At 35.4% G+C, this 23,103-nt stretch carries 21 protein-coding genes; all 21 read right to left on the reverse strand.

Annotation, left to right across the window (positions count from 1 at the left end; translation table 11 throughout):
* Positions 1-125: 125 nt before the first annotated feature.
* On the reverse strand, positions 126-1,688 hold the full coding sequence (rny, locus tag CAO17_RS08255) for a ribonuclease Y (RefSeq protein WP_085992350.1): 1,563 nt from the start codon (positions 1,686-1,688) through the stop codon (positions 126-128).
* Between the two features lie 355 nt (positions 1,689-2,043).
* A complete protein-coding gene (gene recA / locus CAO17_RS08260) occupies positions 2,044-3,078 on the reverse strand; it encodes a recombinase RecA (protein WP_085992351.1) in 1,035 nt (344 codons plus the stop codon).
* 164 nt (positions 3,079-3,242) lie between these two features.
* Positions 3,243-4,502 (reverse strand): competence/damage-inducible protein A, encoded by a 1,260-nt coding sequence (locus tag CAO17_RS08265; protein ID WP_085992352.1) that lies wholly within the window; start codon positions 4,500-4,502, stop codon positions 3,243-3,245.
* Entirely contained in the window at positions 4,499-5,077 is a 579-nt protein-coding gene (pgsA, locus tag CAO17_RS08270) for a CDP-diacylglycerol--glycerol-3-phosphate 3-phosphatidyltransferase (RefSeq protein WP_085992353.1), read from the reverse strand. The genes CAO17_RS08265 and pgsA overlap by 4 nt, the downstream gene beginning before the upstream one ends.
* Before the next feature lie 114 nt (positions 5,078-5,191).
* On the reverse strand, positions 5,192-6,145 hold the full coding sequence (locus CAO17_RS08275; RefSeq protein ID WP_085992354.1) for a helix-turn-helix domain-containing protein: 954 nt from the start codon (positions 6,143-6,145) through the stop codon (positions 5,192-5,194).
* 18 nt (positions 6,146-6,163) lie between these two features.
* The gene (locus CAO17_RS08280) at positions 6,164-6,955 is read right to left on the reverse strand and encodes a DUF3388 domain-containing protein (RefSeq protein ID WP_085992355.1); all 792 of its coding nucleotides are present in this window, start codon (positions 6,953-6,955) and stop codon (positions 6,164-6,166) included.
* A 350-nt stretch (positions 6,956-7,305) separates the two neighbouring features.
* A complete protein-coding gene (locus CAO17_RS08285; RefSeq protein ID WP_085992356.1) occupies positions 7,306-7,557 on the reverse strand; it encodes a DUF3243 domain-containing protein in 252 nt (83 codons plus the stop codon).
* 74 nt (positions 7,558-7,631) lie between these two features.
* The gene (ymfI, locus tag CAO17_RS08290; RefSeq protein ID WP_085992357.1) at positions 7,632-8,348 is read right to left on the reverse strand and encodes an elongation factor P 5-aminopentanone reductase; all 717 of its coding nucleotides are present in this window, start codon (positions 8,346-8,348) and stop codon (positions 7,632-7,634) included.
* A gap of 8 nt (positions 8,349-8,356) precedes the next feature.
* The gene (gene yfmH / locus CAO17_RS08295) at positions 8,357-9,640 is read right to left on the reverse strand and encodes an EF-P 5-aminopentanol modification-associated protein YfmH (RefSeq protein ID WP_085992358.1); all 1,284 of its coding nucleotides are present in this window, start codon (positions 9,638-9,640) and stop codon (positions 8,357-8,359) included.
* Positions 9,640-10,920, reverse strand: coding sequence for an EF-P 5-aminopentanol modification-associated protein YfmF (yfmF, locus tag CAO17_RS08300; protein ID WP_085992359.1), 1,281 nt, complete (start codon positions 10,918-10,920; stop codon positions 9,640-9,642). The genes yfmH and yfmF overlap by 1 nt, the downstream gene beginning before the upstream one ends.
* 265 nt (positions 10,921-11,185) lie before the next feature.
* The gene (locus CAO17_RS08305; protein ID WP_085992360.1) at positions 11,186-13,489 is read right to left on the reverse strand and encodes a DNA translocase FtsK; all 2,304 of its coding nucleotides are present in this window, start codon (positions 13,487-13,489) and stop codon (positions 11,186-11,188) included.
* 147 nt (positions 13,490-13,636) lie between these two features.
* The gene (locus tag CAO17_RS08310; RefSeq protein WP_085992361.1) at positions 13,637-13,843 is read right to left on the reverse strand and encodes a YlzJ-like family protein; all 207 of its coding nucleotides are present in this window, start codon (positions 13,841-13,843) and stop codon (positions 13,637-13,639) included.
* Positions 13,840-14,568 (reverse strand): ClpP family protease, encoded by a 729-nt coding sequence (locus CAO17_RS08315; protein ID WP_085992362.1) that lies wholly within the window; start codon positions 14,566-14,568, stop codon positions 13,840-13,842. Before CAO17_RS08315 ends, CAO17_RS08310 begins: the two co-directional genes overlap by 4 nt.
* Positions 14,569-14,851: 283 nt before the next feature.
* Positions 14,852-15,724 (reverse strand): 4-hydroxy-tetrahydrodipicolinate synthase, encoded by an 873-nt coding sequence (gene dapA / locus CAO17_RS08320; protein WP_085992363.1) that lies wholly within the window; start codon positions 15,722-15,724, stop codon positions 14,852-14,854.
* Between the two features lie 44 nt (positions 15,725-15,768).
* The gene (dapG, locus tag CAO17_RS08325; protein WP_085992364.1) at positions 15,769-16,986 is read right to left on the reverse strand and encodes an aspartate kinase; all 1,218 of its coding nucleotides are present in this window, start codon (positions 16,984-16,986) and stop codon (positions 15,769-15,771) included.
* A gap of 25 nt (positions 16,987-17,011) precedes the next feature.
* On the reverse strand, positions 17,012-18,058 hold the full coding sequence (asd, locus tag CAO17_RS08330) for an aspartate-semialdehyde dehydrogenase (RefSeq protein ID WP_085992365.1): 1,047 nt from the start codon (positions 18,056-18,058) through the stop codon (positions 17,012-17,014).
* 58 nt (positions 18,059-18,116) lie between these two features.
* Positions 18,117-18,710: a dipicolinate synthase subunit B gene (gene dpaB / locus CAO17_RS08335; RefSeq protein ID WP_085992366.1), complete on the reverse strand. Its 594-nt coding sequence runs from the start codon at positions 18,708-18,710 to the stop codon at positions 18,117-18,119.
* Entirely contained in the window at positions 18,707-19,591 is an 885-nt protein-coding gene (dpaA, locus tag CAO17_RS08340; protein ID WP_085992367.1) for a dipicolinic acid synthetase subunit A, read from the reverse strand. Before dpaA ends, dpaB begins: the two co-directional genes overlap by 4 nt.
* Before the next feature lie 651 nt (positions 19,592-20,242).
* Entirely contained in the window at positions 20,243-20,482 is a 240-nt protein-coding gene (locus CAO17_RS08345; protein ID WP_179151920.1) for a YlmC/YmxH family sporulation protein, read from the reverse strand.
* A 137-nt stretch (positions 20,483-20,619) separates the two neighbouring features.
* Positions 20,620-21,840, reverse strand: a complete 1,221-nt coding sequence (locus CAO17_RS08350) for a M16 family metallopeptidase (RefSeq protein WP_085992369.1) — start codon at positions 21,838-21,840, stop codon at positions 20,620-20,622.
* Positions 21,841-21,879: 39 nt separating this feature from the next.
* On the reverse strand, positions 21,880-22,848 hold the full coding sequence (locus CAO17_RS08355) for a polysaccharide deacetylase family protein (protein WP_085992370.1): 969 nt from the start codon (positions 22,846-22,848) through the stop codon (positions 21,880-21,882).
* Positions 22,849-23,103 lie beyond the last annotated feature (255 nt).

The following is a 23,103-nucleotide window of genomic DNA, read 5'->3' on the forward strand; positions in this document are numbered from 1 at the left end:
ACATGAAGTTGACCCAATTTGGTGCATGTTGTATTCCGCTTCAGTGAAATCCAAAGTAACTAAACATACGAAATATAAGATAAATAAAAAAACAAAAGCAGTCGTAAAGACCACTTTTGTTTTAATTATTTCGCATATTCAACTGATCTTGTTTCCCTAATCACGGTTACTTTTATGTGACCTGGATAATCTAGTTCCCCTTCAATTCGTTTACGAATTTCTCTAGCAACACGTACGGATTCTAAATCATCAATTTCGTCAGGTTTAACCATAATTCGAATTTCTCGACCCGCTTGAATTGCGAAGGATTTTTCAACGCCTTCAAATGACTCGGAGATTTCTTCTAACTTCTCAAGTCTCTTAATATAATTTTCAAGCGTTTCACTTCTAGCACCTGGTCTAGCTGCAGATAATGCATCAGCAGCGGCTACTAGTACGGCAATAATAGATGTAGCCTCTTCATCACCATGGTGGGAAGCAATCGAATTAATAACAATTGGGTGTTCTTTATACTTGATTGCTAATTCTTTACCAATTTCCACGTGGCTACCTTCTACTTCGTGATCAATTGCTTTACCAATGTCATGAAGCAAACCAGCCCTTTTTGCTAACGTTACATCTTCGCCTAATTCAGCAGCAAGTAAACCGGATAAGTACGCAACTTCTGTAGAGTGCTTCAACACATTCTGACCATAACTTGTACGATATTTTAGACGTCCAAGTATTTTCACTAAATCTGGATGTAGACCATGTACACCTACTTCGAATGTTGTTTCTTCCCCAACTTCACGTATATATTCATCGACTTCACGTCTAGCCTTTTCCACCATCTCTTCAATTCTAGCAGGATGAATACGACCATCTTGTACCAATTTTTCTAAAGCTATACGAGCAATCTCTCTTCTAATTGGATCAAAACCAGATAAAACGACTGCTTCAGGCGTATCATCAATGATTAAATCAATACCAGTTAACGTTTCAAGGGTACGAATATTGCGGCCTTCACGCCCAATAATACGACCTTTCATTTCATCATTTGGAAGGTTAACAACAGATACTGTTGTTTCAGCAACGTGGTCTGCAGCACAGCGTTGTAAAGCAAGTGATAGAATACTTTTTGCTTTTTTATCCGCTTCTTCTTTCGCACGATTTTCCGCTTCTTTTATCATAATTGCTGAATCATGCTTCACTTCATTTTGAATTCGTTCTAAAATAATCTGTTTAGCTTGGTCTGTTGTATATCCGGAAATGCGTTCAAGCTCCGTTTGCTGCTTCTCTTTCATAGCTTCCACTTTGCTTTTCATTTCTTCAATTTGTTGTTGCTTTTCTGCTAGTGATTGTTCCTTGTTCTCTAACAAAAGTTCACGCTTGTCTAAGGTTTCACCTTTTCTATCAAGACTTTCTTCTTTTTGCAACAGACGATTTTCTTGCTTTTGCACTTCCGTACGACGTTCGCGCAATTCTTCTTCTGTTTGCTGACGAAGTTTATGATTTTCATCCTTCGCTTCAAGAAGTGCCTCCTTTTTAGAGGCATCTGCATTTCGATGTGCTTCCTCTACAATCTGCTTTGCTAAGTTTTCCGCACTAGAAATTTTAGCTTCTGCAATAGATTTACGTATCAGATAACCAACAACAATACCGACGATCAGAGTAAGCAAAATGGAGATGATTACAAAGATAATGTCCATATTTTCACCTCCTATTGCCATAGGTTTTCATTCATATTGTCGGCATGTAACATTTTTGGTGCATAATCTAACAATTAATGTTATAAAAATTATAAAATTATACATTCCCAATTGTAATTGTCTGTCACGCAATTGTCAAGAATTCGCAACAGGAAATGATAAATGATGCAAAGCGTTTTCAGCCTTTCTGTGCTATGATTGACATCCAAAAGACTATGTTTTCGTGCGATTGATTTTCTTCCCAATTAAAAGCTTATCAATCGGATTTGCATTCCGTGCATAACCTGCGAACAATGAGTCTGCCAATACGAAAAAACAATCCTAAACCTAAAAACGGTAAAGGATTGTTCGTTTATTATACATCTAAACTTTCTTGACCTAATTCTTCTGTTTCTTCAGGTTCATCATCTAGACCATAATGGTTACGTATTGCATAATGGATCTCATCCATCATATCTGGATTCTCTTTTAGGAATTGCTTGGAATTCTCTCTTCCTTGTCCGAGTCTTTCTCCATTATAAGAATACCATGCACCACTTTTATCAACGATATCTAAATTAGACCCAATATCAAGAATTTCCCCTTCTTTAGAAATACCTTGTCCGTACATAACATCTACTTCTGCTTGTTTAAATGGTGGTGCTACTTTATTTTTAACAACTTTAATTCTAGCCTTACTTCCGACAACATCATTACCTTGTTTCAATTGTTCTGCACGACGAACTTCAAGTCTGACAGAGGAATAGAATTTAAGTGCACGCCCACCTGGTGTTGTTTCAGGGTTACCAAACATAACACCAACTTTTTCACGAATTTGGTTGATGAAAATAGCGGTTGTTTTAGATTTATTAATAGCACCAGATAGCTTTCTAAGGGCTTGTGACATTAATCGTGCTTGTAAGCCGACATGGGAGTCCCCCATCTCTCCCTCAATTTCTGCTTTCGGAACAAGTGCTGCAACCGAGTCCACAACAATGATATCAACCGCTCCACTACGTACCAATGCCTCTGCGATTTCTAAAGCCTGTTCACCTGTATCTGGTTGAGATAATAATAATTCATCAATATTTACACCTAATGCTCGTGCGTATATCGGATCGAGCGCATGCTCCGCATCAATGAAAGCCGCTTGTCCACCTTGTTTTTGTGCTTCAGCTATGGCATGTAATGCTACAGTTGTTTTACCAGAGGATTCTGGTCCATATATTTCTATAACTCTACCTCTTGGGTATCCACCAATTCCAAGGGCAACATCTAATGCTAATGATCCACTAGGGATGGTAGCAATTTTTTGCATTTCTTGTTCTCCAAGTTTCATAACCGATCCTTTACCAAATTGCTTCTCTATTTGCCTTAAAGCCATATCTAAAGCTTGCTTTTTATCACTCAACAAGACTACCTCCTTAAATTAACTACATTCATCATACAATGTTTTTCATATTTTAACAAGAAAAAATCGAATAAACGTTCTTATATTTTAGATGGAAAAATAGAGCAAAAATTAAATTTCACTCTACTATTTCCCCCTCAAAATTTAAAAACTAGCTTTACTCTTTAACTATTATTTGATTTTAAATAGTTTAAGATTATTTCTAAGCCTTTTAAAGTTGCTCTTCTTCTTACCATCTGACGATCACCAATAAACTCAAATTTTTGAACTGATTTATGCCCATTATGAGCTACAAATCCAATATATACGGTACCAACTTTTTTTCCTTCTACAGGATTAGGTCCTGCTACGCCAGTAAAACTAATACCTATATCTGAATCTAGTTTTTTAGTAACATTTTCTGCCATTTCAAGGGCACATTCCTCACTAACTGTGCCTTTTTCCGAAATTGTCACTTTCGACACCTCAAGCAAATCCTGCTTTACATTTGTATCATAGCAGACAATTCCACCACGACACACTTCAGATGCCCCCGAAACAGATATAAGTTTATCGGTAAACATTCCGCCTGTTAAACTTTCGGCTACTGAAATGCTCTTATTTTGTTCTTTTAATAGATTGATGACTCTTTCTTCAATCTTTTGATCATTTACCCCAAAAAAGTAATCACCAACTCTATCAAGAATAAGTTTTTTCGTATTTTCTAGTAAACCATCCGCTTCTCCATAGGATTCCGCCTTGGCTGTTAAGCGAATCACCACACCGTCATCTTGAGCCAATGGAGCAATCGTTGGATTTTGCTGTCGTTGGATGAGGTCACTCAATTCATGTTCTAATGTTGATTCACCGATGCCAATAAATTTTAATACGAGTGATTTAATAACATCTTGATTTCCGGTTAACTCATGTAAATATGGTAACACTTCATTGGTTACTAGATCCTTCATTTCTCGAGGTACACCAGGTAGAAAAATCCATGTTTTGGAGTCATGAGTTACAATCATACCTGGAGCCATTCCTTGCTTATTAAATAGAACTTTACTACCTTTAAATACACGTGCCTGTTTTCGGTTATTCGGAGTCATTGCCTGACTTTTCCTTGTGAAGTAACTTTCTATTTTTTCCATAGATGCTGCATGCTCTTCCATTTCCAACCCACTGATTAACTGAAAAGCCTCTCGTGTTAAATCATCTTCGGTTGGGCCAAGTCCACCGGTAACAAAAATAATATTGGCTCTTCTTTGTGCCTGCTCAAAAGTATCTTTTACACGATGGATATTATCTCCTACAACTGCATGATGATAAACATTAATACCCATGGATGCAAGCTTATCTGACATCCATTGTGCATTCGTATTAGCAATTTGTCCTAAAAGCAATTCAGTTCCAACAGCAATAATTTCCGCATTAAATTCTTTTGTCATTTAGAATCCCTCATTACATGCCAATTTTTTATAAAATATTCAAGACCAGACCATATGGTAAAGAATAATGAAATATATAACATCATTATACCAAATGGGAAGTCAATATAGGAAAATGGAAAATTATGTAGTAACAACACTGCAATTGCAACCATTTGTGTTGCTGTTTTGATTTTCCCCATACTTCCAGCGGCTAATACAATTCCTTCACCAGCAGCAACGAGCCTGAGCCCTGTCACTGCAAATTCTCGACTTATAATAATAATCACAACCCATGCAGGTGCAACTCCCATTTCAACTAGTAATATTAATGCTGCTGATACAAGTAATTTATCAGCTAGTGGATCTAAAAACTTTCCAAGATTTGTGACAAGGTTATACTTTCTAGCATAATAACCATCGACCCAGTCTGTTCCTGAAGCAATAATAAAAATAAGTGCAGCTATAAAATGTGCTATCGGAAGCTCATTACTACCAATATTCCAAGTACCCCAATCAAATGGAACAGTTAATAAAAAAATAAAAATTGGAATAAGCAATATTCTTGATATAGTAAGTTTATTAGGTAAATTCATATGTCATTTCCTTCCTATTTAAGATATGAAGCAATAAAACTTTACGTCCTAATAATATGATAAACCCTTCCAAAATCATAATAGGAAGGGTTTCTAAAAGGCAGGCATTTTTACTTATTCTGTCTCCTTGATCATATTAATCCGTAATCTTTGGTGTACATAGTCATTTGGATTAACAGGATATTCCAGTTCCACACCATTAATGGTAATAGTTAAATCAGGAGCATTCCCAACGTTAAAGAAAATTTGATCTGTATCCGTTATTTCTAACTCTAACGGAGAGTTATCACTGACAAAGTTTTCACTGACTAGTGTTTCATCACCAGTTTTTACATCGAGCCAGGTATTTCCAGTTGTTTCTAATACAACTGATACTTCCTCACTTACACCCCTTAATTCAAGTGTAGACTCCGGACTTTTTCCTGTACCTTCTTCTACAACCTCAATTTCTACTCGTGATGGCTCTTCTACCTCATCTTCTGTATTAGCTCCATTTCCTAGATTTTCTTCACCTGGAGATTCTTCCTTGTTCGAAGGCTCTTCCTCATTTTGTTCATTATCCTCTGTATCGTCAGCTACCGAACCTTCGTTATTATCTCCTCCATCTGGATTGTTAATGATTATTTCATTATCTTGTAGTTCATCTTCCCCAGAGGTATCATTATTAGCACCTGACATACCATTCCAGAAATACCAAAACACAAACAAAATACCTATTACTAGTAATACGACAATAACAGTAGGAAAGACCGAGAATATCTTCGTGTTTTTTTCGACATTACTTTCCTTTCTAGTACGTTCCATACGACTGTATTGTACGACTGAATCATCTTCTGTTTTAGGTATTTCCTCTTTATGTTCCTCTAATAAATCACTTGGGTCTATACCGACTGCATTAGCATATTCCTTAATAAATGCCCTTGCGTAAAATTTTCCTGGAAGAATTTCTAGTTTTCCTTCTTCAATTGCCGTTAAATATCTTTTTTGTATTTTGGTTATCTCTTGCAACTCATCTAATGATAATTCTTTTGAGACTCTAGCCTCTTTAAGCTTTGCCCCTATATCCATTAAAAACACCTTCCGTTTTTAGAAATCGAACATAGAAAAACCACTTTCTTCACTAAATTGCTGCTTTTCAAGTGTTTCATATGTAATTTCCTCTTCTTCATGACTTCGTAACTCTATAAAATAATCAAAATCATCCAGCGTATATTCCGTTGTTTGAACAAAAATATCTGGATGTTCAACGACTTTTACTGCAGGTAATTGCATGATTTCGCGAACTAATTGCCAATGCTTTTCATTCGCTCTTCTTGTGGAGACAATCCCATCCATGATGTAAATGGTGTCAACATTATATTCTCCCTCAATCAGTTTACTTCTAACCGTTTGTTTGAGCATCGTACTAGAAACAAATAGCCAACGTTTATTAGCACATACACTTGCAGCAACAACAGACTCCGTTTTTCCAACACGTGGCATTCCACGAATTCCGATTAATTTGTGATCATTTTGTTTAAAAAGTTCGGCCATAAAATCAACTAACAGACCTAATTCATCTCGAACAAATCGAAATGTTTTCCGGTCATCTACATCGGTATGTATATACTTCCCGTGTCTGACTGCCATTTTATCTTTTAATTTTGGTTTGCGAACTTTTGTTACCTTAATGGTTTCCATCATTTGTAAAATAGTTTTTAGACGAATAATATTTTCATCAAATTCGGAACGAAGAAGCATACCCCTTCTTGAATTCTCAACACCGTTAATGGTTGTTATATTAATGGAAAGCATCCCAAGTAGTGATGATATTTCCCCTAATAAACCGGGTCTGTCATTTTGAATTTCGTATTCAAGATACCACTCTTTTGTTTCCATGATAAACCCCTTTTCGTCTTAAAAAAGTTGTAATAAAATTAAAATACATACTTAGATTATGCTACCTAATCCTATATATAAATGCAATATAAGGTTATACAAAAGTACGGGTGAAAATGACAATATGAGTGTGTGTCACTGACGGAGTGTTCCTTAACCTGTAGTAACGTAGAACTCAACACAACACTTGCTAGCCCGCTCCTTATGTACCACACATGCTATATCTATCATAAATGATTTTTCTTATAGTGAAAAGATTTAACTTATACTTTTACCAATTTCTCCAAGGGTTAAAGAAAGAAAAAGAAGCTGTACCTCTTGGAGTATACAGCTTCTGATAGGTTTATTGTTTATTTAGCGTTCTGAACAAGTTTTACCATGGTGCTAGCGATAGCTTGTTGTTCTTGTTCAGATGCAGCATTCCAAAGTTCTTTTAAAACTGATTCTTCTTTGTTTTTTGCATCCACATTTTGCGCTAAGTAATCGCCTACCTCAGCAGCGATACTCGTAATGGTTTGCTGATCCATACCTTGCTGTTGTGCCTGTTGTAAGCGGTTTGATAAAAAGCCTTTCCATGTGTCGAAATTATCAAGAACTGACATACATCTGCCTCCTTGGATTTATTACACGTATAGTATTTGAAAGTAATGTTTAAATATACATGGAAAATTTCTAATTACCATCCACCTGTAATGTTAAGAATCTCCCCTTGGATATAGCTCGAGCGTTGATCCAGCAAAAAACTTACGGTATGGGCAACCTCATCCGGAGAACCAGCACGATTCATCGGTATTTCCATATATATAGATGACCTTTCCTCATCAGATAAATGACTGTTCATCTTTGTATCAATAAATCCAGGACTAATAGCATTAACGGAAATACCATTCGGTGCAACTTCTTTAGCTAAAGCCTTCACAAAAGTATTTTGTGCACCCTTTACAGTAGAATAAACTACCTCCAAGCTTGCACCAATATCTCCCCATATCGAGGTAATAAAGATGATTTTACCGAAGCTTTGTTGAATCATATTTGATAAAACAGATTGCGTAATCCTCCAAGGAGCTTTCACATGAATATTAAGCATTTGGTTCAGTACTTCTTCAGGTGTTTCCTGGAATAAACCATAATATGCTTTCCCACTTGCAAAAATAACTCCGTCAACATGAAAGGTAACATGTTTTAGGAATTCTTCTATTTCCACCACATTGCCTAAATCAGCTTGTATGACACTTAAAATTCCTTTATCATTTATCTCTCTTCTTAAATCACGAATGGCTTTTGAATTACGATGATAGTGTAGAATTAACTGGTATCCTTCTTCAGACAATCTTTTCACTATCGCTTTTCCTATATCCCCACTTGCACCAATAATTAATATGTTTTTATCCATTTTTTCTCCTACTCAGCAGTAATTGTACAAACTGCTAATCGATCTTCTTCAATCCAATGTTGTAAAAAGTCATTCGCTTCATTCAATTCTAGGGACTGGATATTCGGTATAATATCAAATAAATCGATGTCAGAAGTATGGTAATGAATATATTTATTTGCCATAAATTCTAAGGAATTCATGGAACGCAATAACCGTCCTATTTTCTTTTTCTTCATTCGTTCAAAATCTTCTTCAGATAATGTTTGATCCTTCGTGGACAATAATAAACTCTTTACCTTTTCAGCAAATTTTTCCGGATTTTCTGTATTACTGCCAATGAATGAATAGCCAAAGTTTTTATCTAATGTTGTTTCAAAATAAAAACTGCTATCAATTAATTTGTCTTGATAAAGTTCTTGATAGAAAGAGCCACCTTTTGAAAAATAAAAATCCATCAGCATATTTTGCAGTAAATCTTTTTTAAGAAACGCTTCTCCACTTAATTTATTAGATGACTCTTTTATTCCAACGGTACACTTTGGTATGGATACTGGCATCGTAATTTTATAGTCCTTTTTCGCTACATTTTTCGGCTCTTCTGGAAAACTACGTTGTAATTCCTCCATCTTTTCAAATTCTTTATTCGCCTGATTATTTTTAATTAATTGCATCATTTTATCTGGATCAAAATGACCAGCTATAAATAATGTCATGTTTTCAGGATGATAAAACGTATGATAACAAGTATACAAATCATCTTTCGTTATTTTACTAATGGATTCCACCGTACCTGCAATATCAATATTTACTGGATGATTCTGAAACAATGCCTTAATGGTTCCCATAAAAGATTGCCAATCTGGTTGGTCGTCATACATCTTAATTTCTTGTCCGATTATCCCTTTTTCTTTCTCCACAGACTGCTCTGAAAAATAAGGGTCCTGAACAAAATCAATTAATGTTTCTACATTTTTCTCAATATGATTAGTAGCTGAAAAAAGATATGCTGTTTTTGTGAAAGAAGTAAAGGCATTGGCTGAAGCACCTTGTTTTCCAAAATCGGCAAATACATCATGATCTTCTTTTTCAAAAAGTTTATGTTCTAGGAAATGGGCTATCCCCTCAGGAACTGTTATCTCTTCCGTTTCACCAATTGGAACAAATGTCTGATCAATAGAACCATAATCCGTAGAAAAAATACCATATGTTTTAGACATCTCAGGCTTTGGTAATAAAAAAACCGTTAGACCATTATCCAGTTTCTCTGTATAAAGTGTTTCTGCTATGTGATCATACGATTGTTTATTCATTATGATTGGCCTCCTTCGCTCGTTAATAAATAAACCGTATCCTCTTGAATTTTCTGAGCTACCGCAATTACTTCCTCTTTTTTTACTTCCTTTATGCGGGTTAACAGCTCATTCGGAGAAATTTCTGTCCCGCCAATCACTTGTTGGTAAAGTAATTCAATTATTCCTTGAGGATGATCCATCGTTTCTAATAATTGGTTAATAATTAACTCTTTGGTCTCATTTAACTGTTCCTCTGTAATATCACCATTTTTCATGGCAGTCATCTGTTCTCTAATAATATCCCTTGCTTTTTCAAAGTTTTCTGGTGCAATTCCACTGAAAACAAATAACAATCCTTTATGACTTTCCATTTTGGAAGATGCATAGTAAGCTAAGCTATTCTTTTCCCTGACATTGATAAATAATTTGGAGCTAGGGAAACTTCCAAAAATCCCGTTAAATACTTGTAACGCTGGATAATCTTTATCTTTATAACGTATATTTGTTCGGTAGCCAATATGAAGTTTCGCCTGTTGAACATTTTCAGTCTCTATTATCTCATTGGATTGAACATCTTCGGGTTCATCTAAAGCAACTGTTATTTGCTTTGAAGTTTCATTTCTTTTTATGTTCGAAGTAATTAAATTCCGCATTTCTTCCTCATTAAAATCGCCAAGCACATAAATATCAAACTGATCTTCCTGAAGTAATTGTTGATAATATTCATATAAACCTTCTGGTGTAAGGCTATTCAAATCATCTTCATAACCATGAACGTGGAGTTCGTATGGTTCCCCTTTACACATTTCATCAATTAAGCGCATGTTTGCGTACTGCATTTTATTATCCTTAATCGATGAAATTTTCTGTTTCAATGTTTCTACTTCCCGTTCAAAAGTTTGTTTATCAAAAGAATTATCCTTCACGTTTGGATTTAATAAAATCTCACTGAATAACGCAATACCTTCTTCGGTGATAGAGGATGTTTCCGGAAGATATTTTGGATTTGCTAGTTCTAAACGAAAAGTTAAAATATGGTTTTCCCCTTTTTTTCCACCGTCAACGGAAAGAACCGCACCATACAAATCGTCCAATTTTAACTGCAAATCTTTTCTTGTAGGATAAGATTTCGTTCCTTGTTTTAAAATGTATGGTAATAGAGCCCGTTTTGTAACCGTTTCTCTATCCAAATGACCTCTCAACTTTGCAATAATATTTAATGTTTTATATTTTTTACTTTGAATAAAATGTATATGCATACCTTGTTCATCTAAACGTTTTTCCGTAATTTCCTGCATGTATGATCCTCCCAGAAAAAAATAGTTTTACTTATAGTATATTGCACAATTTTTCCATTTATCATCCATTATACGTGAAAAAATATGGAGTTGCTATGGTAACAAATTTGTTTTCCATTCAAAATATCATAAAGTGCGTCTTCAATCGGTGGGGGTTTTCCTTCATCCTCACATTTTTCCGCCATTTTTGAGGTGTAGTACTGCCCCTTAACCTGCGATAAAAAGCGATATAGCTTAAGATTTGCTATACCGCTTTTAATTTTATTTATGACGTCTTTTCTTCTTGTACTTGTGAAACGAGTACGGTTCTAGGCTTACTTCCTTCATAAGGCCCCACAATGCCTCTGTCTTCCATAGCATCGATTAGTCGGGCCGCTCGTGTATAACCTATACGGAATCTACGTTGTAGCATAGATACACTTGCACTTTGCATTTCTATAATCATCTGAACTGCATCATCATATAGTTCATCATCTACCTCTTCCATCACTTCATCATTTTCCTCTGGAATCATTTCTTCCTGATAGGAAGCTTTCTGTTGATCGATACAATGATCAACAATTCGTTCAACTTCCTCATCCGATAGAAAGGCACCCTGAACACGTTTTGGTTTCGAAGCGCCAACAGGGAAAAATAACATATCACCTTTCCCAAGTAGTTTCTCCGCACCACCTGAATCCAAGATAGTTCTAGAATCAGTTTGTGACGAAACACTAAAAGCAATTCGACTCGGAATATTAGCTTTAATGACACCTGTAATAACATCAACAGATGGTCTTTGTGTTGCAATGATAATATGGATTCCAGCAGCTCTTGCCATTTGAGCTAAACGAGTGATTGCATCCTCCACATCATTGGAAGCAACCATCATTAAATCTGCTAGCTCGTCGACAATGACAACAATATAAGGTAGATGGGCTTGCGACTCCTCGGAAGTTAAATTATATTTACGAATGTGCTCATTATAACCCTCGATATTTCTTGTTCCGGTTTCTGAAAATAGGTCGTATCGTCTCTCCATTTCAGCAACTACTTTTTTCAATGCCCTAGAAGCCTTTTTCGGATCAGTGACTACCGGTGTAAGAAGATGTGGAATTCCATTATAAACATTTAATTCCACTTTTTTGGGGTCAATCATCATCATTTTAACTTCATGCGGCTTTGCTCGCATTAATATGGTAGTAATAATTCCATTAACACAAACACTTTTACCACTACCTGTTGCACCCGCAATCAATAGATGGGGCATTTTATTCAGTTCAGCAACTACTGCGTCTCCTGAAATATCCCTTCCTAATCCAACTAATAGTTTAGAATTTTTATTATTCGAAGTGCTATCCATCACTTCTCTTAATGAAACCATTGCAACTTCTTGATTTGGAACTTCAATCCCAACAGCTGACTTACCAGGAATTGGTGCTTCAATCCGAAGATCTCTAGCAGCAAGGGCTAACGCCAGGTCATCATGTAAATTAACTATTTTACTGACTTTTACACCAGCCTCTGGTGAAATTTCATATTTTGTAACAGCTGGACCGACATTCACCTTCGTTACCCTTGCTCGTACACCAAAGCTTTTAAACGTTCTCTCTAATTTCCGAACAGTTGCCTGAATTTGTGATTTTTCATGTTGTTGTGTATTATGTGCTGGTTCAGAAAGCAAATCAGGAGAAGGTAGAATATATTCATAATTTTCTACCTCTGTCGTCGATATTGGATATTCCATATCATCCACTTCTGCATCATTGGCTTTTTTCGATTCATTGGCACTAGCAACTTTAACCGATTCTTTTTCTTGATGATTCATTTGGTCTTGTTGCTTTTCTCCTTGTAAATCCTGAATTGTATAAACATCTGTAAAATCATTTATTAATGGTTCTTCATTCGGTATATCATTTGTCATGATTTCAGGTTCTTTGTCTAATTCTTCCAAGGATTTTGATCGTTTGGTCTTCGCACCCTCTATACGTTCACGCAATTTTTGAGCCCTGCTAGTTAACCGATTATAAAGTTTTATAAAAATGTCACCGAGTGATACTTCTGTAATAAATAGAAATCCAATTAGCATGGAAAAGATACTAATAATTTTTGCCCCTACTAAGGAAAATAAATAATTAGTAAAAGCTAACAAAACACCACCTAATATTCCTCCCCCAGTTTGTATGGAGGGACCTTGTCCATTCATAAATAAAAGAAAATGATTCCATGTTGAACGAAGGATGGACATATCTTGAATTAATAATCGTTCAAATGTCTGAATATGTGTAAATAGTAATACACCCATAAATAAGATATAAAACCCAACTAACTTTCTATGAAAGAAATCTGGCAATCTTCTCTTAATCAATAAAAAGATTCCTGTTATAAAAAGGAAAACAGATGCAACAAAATACCAGATTCCTAGAAAGAAACGAAATAAATACTCTAAACCTCCTGGAATGGCTCCATCACTTATAGCACTTGCACCACTTCCAAATATTGCCAGTGCAATTAATAATAAACCAAGTAATTCATTTTTCAATTGCATCGTTTGTTTTGATTTTTTACGTTTTTTTCTCTTTTTTGCCATTATCTCACCTCATTTCACTTACTAACAAAATTGACCGTCTATTTCCATGAAATAAAATACATGCTAGACCACATGAAAAGAAAACCCTGCCAAAAATGGCAAGGGCTGTATCATTTTATATTCATTATATCATAAAGTAACCACTTATTAACCTAATATTGATCCAGGTAAAAATCTTTGATCAAGAAAATCTTCAGGATTGGATGAAAGTAATTGTACTACTTGGTATGTTCCATCCTGGTTTCTATCAGCTATCATCATTTTTCCATCACATGAAATACATTGTCTACTTGAAAATGCATCCTCTGTTGGTGGAAATATATCATTTTCTGATAAAGGTGTATAAAGTATCATTGAATCACCTGATCTTCCTGGCCTTTACTCTGATCAATGAATTCACTTAATTTTTTCATAGCTTCATTTACACCGCCAACTTCGTCAATTAACCCATACTCCACTGCATCAGTACCTATTACATTGGTACCAATATCTCTTGTTAAGTTTCCTTTAGCGAACATAAGATCTTTAAATTTTTCTTCCTTAATGTCTGAATGTCCGATAACGAATTGAATCACTCGTTCCTGCATTTTGTCTAGGTATTCAAAAGTCTGCGGCACACCGATTACTAGGCCAGTTAATCGTACAGGATGTATGGTCATCGTTGCTGTAGGTACAATAAAACTATAATCGGTTGATACTGCGATAGGCACACCAATCGAATGCCCTCCACCTAATACAATGGAAACGGTAGGTTTAGACATAGATGCAATCATTTCAGACAATGCTAGTCCTGCTTCTACATCACCTCCGACTGTATTTAATAAAATAATAACACCTTCAATTTTTGGATTCTGTTCAATAGCAATTAATTGTGGAAGCAAGTGTTCATATTTGGTTGTTTTATTTTGTGGTGGCAATTGGACATGACCTTCGACCTGCCCGATAATGGAAAGAACATGAATATTCGAATCAGGTGCCTGTGGTAAATTGGTTTGACCAAGAGCCTGAATTTTTTGCACTAATTGAGAGGAATTTCCTTGTTCCTCTTTTTTCTCTCCTTGTTGATTTTCTTTAGCCAATACAGTTCACTCCTTTAATTTGTACTCACTCCTTACTTAGTATGAACGTAATTGTAATTACAATGCAGAACAGATTAATATTAAGTGGTTTTCAGAATACCATTTTGACACCGCATTATATGTATTTTACAAAATGGCACAAATTTTAGGACCTATTTCCAAAATATATACCTTTACTATAAACAGTAATCAGCGTGAACCAAATTAGATTGTAATCTTTAACTACAAATAAAAAAAATATACGATACTTGAAAAAATCAATATAAAAAATATCGGCTAATTTCTAGCCGATATTTTTTAATAAAGCTTTTATATTCTCTGTTTCGCTATCTGATAATGGTATAAGCGGTAATCGCACACTACCAACCTCTACTCCCTTTAGATTTAAAGCTGTTTTAACAGGAGTAGGTGAAGGTACTGCAAATAATCCGTTCATAATTGGTAGTAATTTATGGTGAAGTTTTGCAGCATCTTCAACTTTACCAGCGAAAAAGAGTTTAATCATTTTTTTCATTTCATTCCCAATGACGTGGGAAGCTACAGATACTACTCCGGTTGCTCCAAGCGATAACATTGGTAAGGTCATACTGTCATTACCGCTATAAACACTAAAGTCATTATTTGTACGTTCTACAATTTCTGATAGTTGATCCATATTCAATCCAGCTTCTTTGATGGATACAATATTATGAATCTTACTTAGTTTAATAACTGTTTCTGCATCCATATTAATGACAGAACGACCTGGAATATTATATAACATGATTGGTAATTTTGTACTCTGAGCAACAGAACTAAAATGCTCGAACAGTCCTTCTTGATTTGGTTTGTTATAGTAAGGTGTTACAAGTAGAATGCCATCTACACCAGACGCTTCGGCTTCCTTTGTTAGGGCGATAGAATCTTTCGTATTGTTACTTCCCGTACCAGCAATAACAGGAACTCTATTATTTACCACCTTTACAACGTGCCTAAATAAATGAACCTTTTCTGCCGATGTTAAAGTAGGTGATTCACCGGTAGTACCCGCAACAATCAAACCATCTGTTCCATTTTTTAACAAATAGTCGATTAATGGATTTATTTTATAAAAATCGACTTCTCCACTTTCACTAAACGGTGTTACCATCGCAGTTAGCAGTTGGCCGAAATTCAATTCCGTCACCTTCTTAAAATAGTGAAGTTATACTAACTTGTGATTTAAGCATTATTAAGAGCAAACACTTCATGCAAGGCATTTACAGCTACTTTTAAATCTTTTTCGTGTACAAGAACCCATATTGTCGTATGACTATCAGCTGATTGTAATATCTGCACTCCTCTATCAGTTAATGCTTCTACAATTTTTGCTGCAACACCTGGCACCCCTGTCATACCCGCTCCTACAGCAGAAACCTTTGCACATTTTTCAGTGACTTCTGGATAATACCCTAATGTTTCAAGAACATGGGTTGCTTTATTTGTCATTGTGTCAGGTACTGTGTATACAACACCAGCTGGTGAAATATTAATAAAATCTACCGAAATTCCAGCCTCTGCCATAGCTTTGAATATTTCGGACTGTATTCTATATACTTCTCCCTTTGTTTGAACTTTTATTTGAGATATCGATGACATATGGGCAATACCGGTTACTAATTGATCGGGAATATCTGTTACTTTTTCACGTTCTCTCGAAGAAGTAACAAGTGTTCCATTTTCTAGTGAATAGGTCGACCTAACACGCATCGGTATTTCTGCCTGCATTGCAATTTCTACCGCCCTTGGATGAACTACTTTTGCTCCTTGATATGCTAAATTACAAATTTCTGAATATGTTGCAACATCAAGTGATTTTGCATTTTCAACAATTCTTGGATCGGCAGTCATAATTCCTTCAACATCGGTAAAAATTTCTACCATTTCAGCTTGTAATGCTGCTCCAAGAGCTGCTGCAGAGGTATCACTACCACCACGTCCGATTGTCGTGATTTCCCCAGATTCGGATTGACCTTGAAATCCTGCCACAACAACCACATCATTTTTCTCTAATTCCTTATAAACTCTATCTGGTTTCACTTTCTTAATTTTAGCTTTTGTGAAATCCTCTGTCGTAATGAATCCTGCTTGAGCTCCTGTTAGTGCAGTAGCCGTAATATGCTGTTTTTGAAGTTCATTAGCTAATACGACAGAGGAAATAACCTCCCCAACAGACATGAGTAAGTCAAGTTCACGATTAGAATTACTATTTGCTGGGAAGTTGACTAAATCCAATAGCGTATCTGTTGCATATGGATCTGGTTTCCTACCTAGTGCAGACACAACAACTACTAATTTATATTCTTTTACTAAAGCATTTTTTATATGCTTTATAACATGCTCTCTATTTTCTTCCGACTGCACAGAAGTACCACCAAATTTTTGAACTAAGATTTCCATCTCAACACCTCTAAATCAAAACACCTTATAACCAATTATTTTTTACTAACGTTTGTGCAATTTGTACTGTATTCCATGCAGCACCTTTCAGAAGATTATCGGATACAATCCATAAATGGAATCCTTTATCATTGTCTAAATCTTTACGAACTCGACCAACGAATACTTCCTCTTTATTTGCTGCACTTAATGGAGTTGGATAAGTTTGTGTTGATGGATCATCTTCTAAAACAATGCCATCTGCATTTCTTAGCACATTCCATAAGTCCTCAACAGTAACTCCTTCCTTATCCACTTCAACATATACACTTTCTGCATGAGATGTGAAAAATGGAAGACGTACACAAGTTGCAATAACAGATAATTCTGGTGCATGCATAATTTTCTTGGTTTCATTTATCATTTTCATTTCTTCAAATGTATATCCATTGTCCTGGAACTTATCAATTTGTGGCAGCGCATTGAATGCTATTGGATAATGCTTTTTATCCCCACCTACAGGTAATATATTTGCTTCCATTTCTTCGTCATTAAGATATTGCTGTGATTGTTCCACTAATTCGTCTACAGCTTTCTTTCCTGCACCTGAAACAGCTTGATAAGTTGATACAATAATACGAGATAATCCGAATTGATCTTTAATAGGTTTTAGTCCTGCTACCATTTGAATAGTGGAGCAGTTAGGATTAGCAATGATTCCTTTATGTTTCTGGATATCCTCACTATTAACCTCTGGTACAACTAGTGGTACATTCTCATCCATTCGGTATGCACTTGTATTATCAACCACAACGGCCCCGCGCTTCACAGCCTCTGGAGCTAATTGTTTAGAAACAGATCCCCCTGCTGAAAATAGTGCTATATCTACTCCTTCAAAACTCTCTGGCTTAGCTTCCTCGACAACAATGGTTTTGCCATCAAATTCTAGTTCTTTCCCTGCTGAGTTTTTAGAAGATAATAGTTTTAAATTATTAATAGGAAAGTTTTTCTCCTCTAATATTCTCATAATCTTTTGACCTACTGCTCCTGTTGCTCCTACCACTGCTATATTATAAACTGTTTTTTCTGACATATTATTTTCTCCCCTCAAAATGATATATTAGTCCCTTGGTAGATTATTTTAACATACTTTACTGATTATGAGGAATAATTATGGGTTGAAGCTGTTCTCTATTTAGTGCAGACACGATACTTTCCTCTAATAAATCGAGATTAGCAACAAGAGAATTAGGTTTTTTCATCGGATTATCTTGCCCGAATGGAACAAAATAAATATGCTTACTATTGATTAAACGCATTAAATTAACCCCATTCATACCAAGGGCATCATTTGTTGTCACACTTAAGACTACAGGATTTTGATTTCGTATCGTTGATTTTGCAGCCATTAATACTGGATTATCTGTCATACCATTGGCAAATTTTGCCATTGAATTTCCGGTTAATGGAGCAATAACCATACAGTCCAATGGATTTTTGGGTCCTAATGGCTCTGCATCCTGCATCGATTTAATTACTTTTTTTCCAGTAAGTGACTCCAACCTTTTTACATGGTCTGTTGCATTACCAAATTTAGTATCTGTGTGTTGGACCGTATTAGAGACAATGGGGATCACTTCTGCATTTTTCTCTACTAATCTTTTAATTTGCTCAAATACTTTACTATACGTATGATGTGAACCGGTTAATCCAATACCTATTCGTTTTCCCTCTAACTGTTTCATGATACGCTCCCCTCATTAAGCAAAATTTGTTTAATGACATCAGCCAGTATTCTACCAGCTGTTTTTGGCGCAACAATACTCGGTAAACTTCCAGTTAATATCGCCTGAATTCCACGTTTTTTTGCAAATTCAAAGTCTGTTCCTCCTGGCTGTGAGGCTAAATCTATAATAATTGCATTTGACGGTAGTTTTTGAATTGCCTTTTGATTAACTACTAAAGCGGGCACAGTATTTATTAAAATGTCACATCTGTCTGTGTATTCATGTAATTGATCAATCGGAATAGGAGTAAATCCCATCTCCGTAATCCTAGCAAGTTCTTTTATGCTATTCGCACTCACTGAAACCTTTGCACCAAATGAACCAAATCGATTAGCAACCGTCTGCCCTACTCTACCAAATCCAGTTACAATAACTCTTGATGAGTGAATGGTATAATCCGTATGTTCTATTGCCATCATAATGGCGCCCTCTGCTGTTGGAATAGAATTATAAATGGCAACATCATCGCGATTTAATAAAGGAATAAGGGAAATATTAGCATCCTTTATTACCTCATTCAAAAATGCATTAGTGATTCCAGTAAATACAGTAGTCGAATCCTTCAATTGGTGAAACCAATCTTTCGTAAGTTTTATTTTTTGATCGGAAAAAACAGTTTCTATATTTCCATCTAAATCTGTTCCTGTTATCGGTAAAATAATAATATCTAATTGATTTAATTCCAAATCCTCAAAGTCCATTTTCTTTAATCCTGTAAATCCCTGTTCTAAATGATCAAATCCAACAAGGATGATAGTTGTTTCTGATAACATTTGTAATTGTCTTATTAATTCTAGATATCTTGCATCGCCGCCAATTACAGCAATAGTTCGACTCATCGTTGTTTGAACCCTCCAGACATACTGTTCCTAAATCTGTTCTATATAGCATATGCCCAAGAGAATAGAGGGTGATTCCTTCCTATAAAAATGCACAAAAAAAGACTAACATCATGGATGAGGTTAGTCTTAACTTAAAAAGTTCTATAGATTTTCCAACGTCGCATTTGAAAGAAAATGCGCAGTAATTCAGCTGATGTTATTAATGACTGCCTTTCCAATTAAAAGGGAAAATGGGTGCACTTCAATTTCCACTGTGGGCAGTTAGGGCACGGATTCAAACAAGTGCTATTCCCACAGGACAAGGAAGGCCCAGTCAGTATGACATCTATGTTAGATGATTTATCTTTATTTTCAAGGAGTGGACTGGTCCTCCCTTCATCAACCATTATTATAGCTAAAATAATAAAAGAAGATTATGCTCAAAAATAGCGAAGGAAATATACGTAGACTCCTGTGGGACGAGAGGCCTAGGTGAGACCCCGGAGTGCGATAGCACGAGGAGGGCTCAGCAGCCGCTCACGGAAAGCGCAGTGTATTTCCGTAGCGGTATTTACGCACCTTTTTTCGTATTAGGTTACTGTGCATTCTATCTATAATGCGTAATAAATCATATTTTGATAATAACATTCATCATTTTTATAGAGTATGTTAAAATTTATCCATTTCCACCATTATCATGTCTTCTCCAATTTTTTTAACAGCATTCCAGCGAATTTTGGTTTGGTCACCTTCTTTTTTTAAACCAAACCACTTATAAGAAGGTATGATAAATGCTTCAATTTGTCCTGTTTTTTCATTTATTTCTAAATCAGTCTGTCCTAGTACTCCTAACCTTGTACCTTCATTTATATTAACGATTTCCTTTCCACTAATTTCTTTAAATCGCATCATAATACCCCCCATTAATATAGGATATTTCATTATATGCGGATTAGTAAGGGGGTATGCATTTTGTCCCATTTTATTACACAATTAAAAAATGCTCACCATTTAATAATTAGTAAGCATTTTCCTGTAAGGATAGACTACGAAACCTGCGGAGCTATTAATGCTGTTGATGCTGAAGTTTTAAATGTAGAATCAATCACTTCTTGAATAGACTCATGTGTAACTGCATCAATCGCTGTAATTAACTCATCTAGTGTTCGATGTCTTTTTAATAAAAGTTCGTTTCTACCATTCCGACTCATTCGACTAGTTGTACTTTCTAAACTTAGCATTAAACTTCCTTTTAATTGTTCTTTACTATTTATCAGTTCTTTATCTGTTAAACCATTACGAATCAAATGATTAATTGTTTGATCAATTGTATCTTGCAATTTCGGTAATTGATCTTTACCTGTTCCAGCATAAATGGTTAATAGACCATTATCTAAAAATGAGGAGTGGTAAGAAAAAACGGAGTATGCTAAACCTTGTTTTTCTCTTACTTCCTGGAAAAGTCTTGAACTCATACTTCCACCAAGAACATTATTCATGACAACTAAGCTATACATATTCTCGTTACCAAGTTCTAAACCATCAAAGCCAAGGCACAAGTGTGCTTGTTCCGTATCTTTATTTCGTTCAATCTGCTCAGCTAAAAATGATGGTTTACTTATCGTTCCATCGTCACCCGATGATTGGTAATTTCCAAAATGATTTTCAATGTCCTTTACAAAACCTTCATCCACATTACCAGCAACTGAAATAACTACATTATTAGGTGTATATCTATTTTTAATATAATTTCTTAATAAATCGGGTGTAAATGATTTTAAATGATTTTCTGTTCCCAAAATAGGATAACCCAATGGATGCTGACCAAATGAGGCTCTTGCCAATAAGTCATGGACAATATCATCTGGCGTATCCTCGTACATTTTGATTTCTTCATAAACTACTTTTTTCTCTCGTTCCATCTCTTCTTCATCAAAAGAAGAGTTAAAAAACATATCCGCTAAAATATCTAACGCATAATTTTTATGAGTATCGAGAACCTTGGCATAATAGCAAGTATACTCCTTTGATGTAAACGCATTAATTTGTCCACCTATAGAATCAAATGCTTCCGCAATGTCCTGAGCTGTTCTTGTTTTTGTACCTTTAAAAAACATATGCTCAAGAAAGTGGGAAATACCATTATTTTTATCTGTTTCATTTCTTGAACCGGTTAATACCCATATACCGATTGTTACCGAACGTACAGCGGGTATATTTTCTAAAACTACTCTTAATCCATTTTTACAAGTATGTCTTTGTACCAAAGCATGTCCTCCTACACTAAATTTAAAACAAGTTGTGTTCTAATAATTCTCTTCACTTAGTAATTTCTCAATCGTACCAATACGATAACCTTTATCTTTTATCATCTTAATTAGATCGTCTAGTCCATCAGCAATAGCTGCTGTAGGGTGCATAAGTATCGTTGCTCCAGGATGAATTCTATCGTTTACTCGGTTAATCATAACATTTACTGTCGGATTCTTCCAATCAATCGTATCTACCGTCCAAAGAATAGTTTCCATTTGTAAATTACTAGCTGTCTGAACCACTTGTTCATTAAAATTTCCGCTAGGGGGGGCAAACCATTTCGGTTTTTTATCTGTAATGGCTGTGAGGATTTCATTGGTTTGTACAATTTGTTCAACTATTTTCTGATTAGGTATAGTGGCCATATTCGGATGATTATAAGCATGATTTCCAATTATATGTCCTTGCTCATCAATCATTTTCACTAATTCCGCATTTTCCTTAGCCCATTTTCCCTCAATAAAAAAGGTTGCTTTCACTTTATTTTCTTTTAAAGCCTTTAATATGTGCGGGATATGCTCCGTTCCCCATGAAACATTAATTAGAAACGCAACCATCTTCTTATCCGGATGTCCTCTATAAATTGGAGATGCCGGAAGATCTGAAAGTTTTATTTCAGGAGGAATCTGCTCGTATACTAATAATGACTCATCAAATTCCCCTTTTTCCTTCATTTTTTCATAGGATTTATCTACATCCACTTTTTTACCATTTCTTCCTGGTGTTTTTTTCCAAACCTCATCTATATATGCATTCTCAGGAGGTTTTTGAAATTCCTTACTCTTTTCCTCGATTTCCTTGTATAATGAGTCCTCTCGCATGATTGCATGTGATAACGTGGTGGTAACTTCCTCATTCACTTTTAAGGGATTATCACTTACGGTATCATTAATAGTATTATATGATAAAGCAACTATTATTATAAACAAACATAAATTTATATATTTCTTATACTGAAACATTCTCTTCCCCCCTCCGCTTAAATAATATGCAGGAGAAGGACAAGGTATGATTGAAACACTTATTTATGTGGCTTTTTCGTATGTTTTGTTGCTTTTTTATCGCACCTCTTGATTTCCGCAGGCACGACTTCAGACACCATAGTAGAAATCATCGCTAAAAACCAAACTGATTGAAGGTTCACTTATTTCCTACAATAGAAAAAGGCCATAAAAAAAGAAACTGTTTGTACAGCTTCTTTCTCGCTTGTAGGAAAG

This window comes from Oceanobacillus senegalensis (genome assembly GCF_900176885.1).
Taxonomy (GTDB): Bacteria; Bacillota; Bacilli; order Bacillales; family Amphibacillaceae; genus Oceanobacillus; species Oceanobacillus senegalensis.